Below are 1,342 nucleotides of genomic sequence, written 5' to 3' on the forward strand. Positions count from 1 at the left end.
CTCTTTGGCGAAGCGCCGGTGCGCGCAGCCCGGGTGTCCAACGCCGGGCGTCCGCGCGTGCCGCTGCGCGTGATGATCGCGCTGCTGTATCTGAAGCACGCTTTCAACGAGTCCGATGAAGGCGTCGTGGAGCGTTGGCGCGACACGCCGCGCTGGCAGTACTTCTCGGGTCTGGCGTACTACGAGGACCGGCTGCCGTGCGACGCCACGACGCTGGTGAAGTTTCGCCGGCTGCTGGGCGAGGAGGGGGTGGAAGAACTCCTGGCCCAGACGATCAACGCGGCGGTGGAACTCGGTCTGATCAAGCCGCAGGAGTTGAAGCGCGTGGTGGTGGACACGACGGTTCAGTCCAAGGCCATAGCGCACCCCACCGACAGCCGGCTGCTGGAGACGGCGCGCACCAAGCTCGTGCAGGCGGCCAAGGCCGCCGGCATCGCCTTGAAGCAGACCTTTGCCAAGGAAAGCAAGGACCTGAGCCGCAAGGCCAGCCGCTACGCCCACGCGCGGCAGTTCGCACGCATGCGCCGCAGCATCCGGCGTCAGCGCACGATCGTGGCCAGGCTGCAGCGGGAGATCGAGCGCAAGGCCGCCCGCCTGGGGCAGGCCATCCAGAGCGCTTTGGCTGACACGTTGAGCAAGGCCGGGCGGCTGGTTGCGCAGACCGCCAACCGCAAGACCACCGAGCAGGGACGCAAGCTCTACGCCTGGCACGCGCCGGAGGTGGAGTGCATCAACAAGGGCAAGGCGCGCCAACCGTATGAGTTCGGCGTCAAGGTCGGCATTGCCAGCACCCTGAAGCACAGCCTGATCGTGGGCGCCCGGGCCTTCCATGGCAACCCCTACGATGGGCACACGCTGCAGGCGCAGCTGGAGCAGGCCACGATCCTGATGCAGGACAGCGGCATCAAGCCCACCACCGCCTATGCCGATCTGGGCTACCGCGGCGTGGAGGCCGACATTGCGGATGTGCGCCTGGTGCACCGCGGCAAGATCAAGCGCCTCACCCAGCAGGAACGCAAGCTGCTCAAACGCCGTCAGGCCATTGAGCCCGTCATCGGGCACCTCAAACAAGACCACCGCATGGACCGCTGTCATCTCAAGGGCGAGCAAGGTGACCGGCTGCATGCGGTGCTGTGTGCGGCGGGCTACAACATCCGCTGGCTGCTGCGCATGATCGCGAAGAAGGGTGTGCCCTTCTTGAAGAGGGCTTTTTTGCGTCTCGTCGCGGCCGTGGGCCACATCGGCCACTGGCTCGTCCGGCTGCGGCCAACCGAGACTCGCGTCGCCAACCCGCCGCTGCTGCGGCTGCGGGCGGCGTGAAAATGAATTTTTCAGGGACGAC

1 protein-coding gene is annotated in these 1,342 nt (G+C 66.6%); it reads left to right on the top strand.

Annotated features, from left to right (window positions below; genetic code table 11):
- Positions 1-1,320, top strand: a 1,320-nt coding sequence (locus tag EDC36_RS13130; protein ID WP_341539532.1) for an IS5 family transposase, incomplete at its 5' end; no start/stop codon positions are given.
- Positions 1,321-1,342: the final 22 nt, after the last annotated feature.

It is taken from the genome of Tepidimonas ignava (genome assembly GCF_004342625.1).
GTDB lineage: Bacteria > Pseudomonadota > Gammaproteobacteria > Burkholderiales > Burkholderiaceae_C > Tepidimonas > Tepidimonas ignava.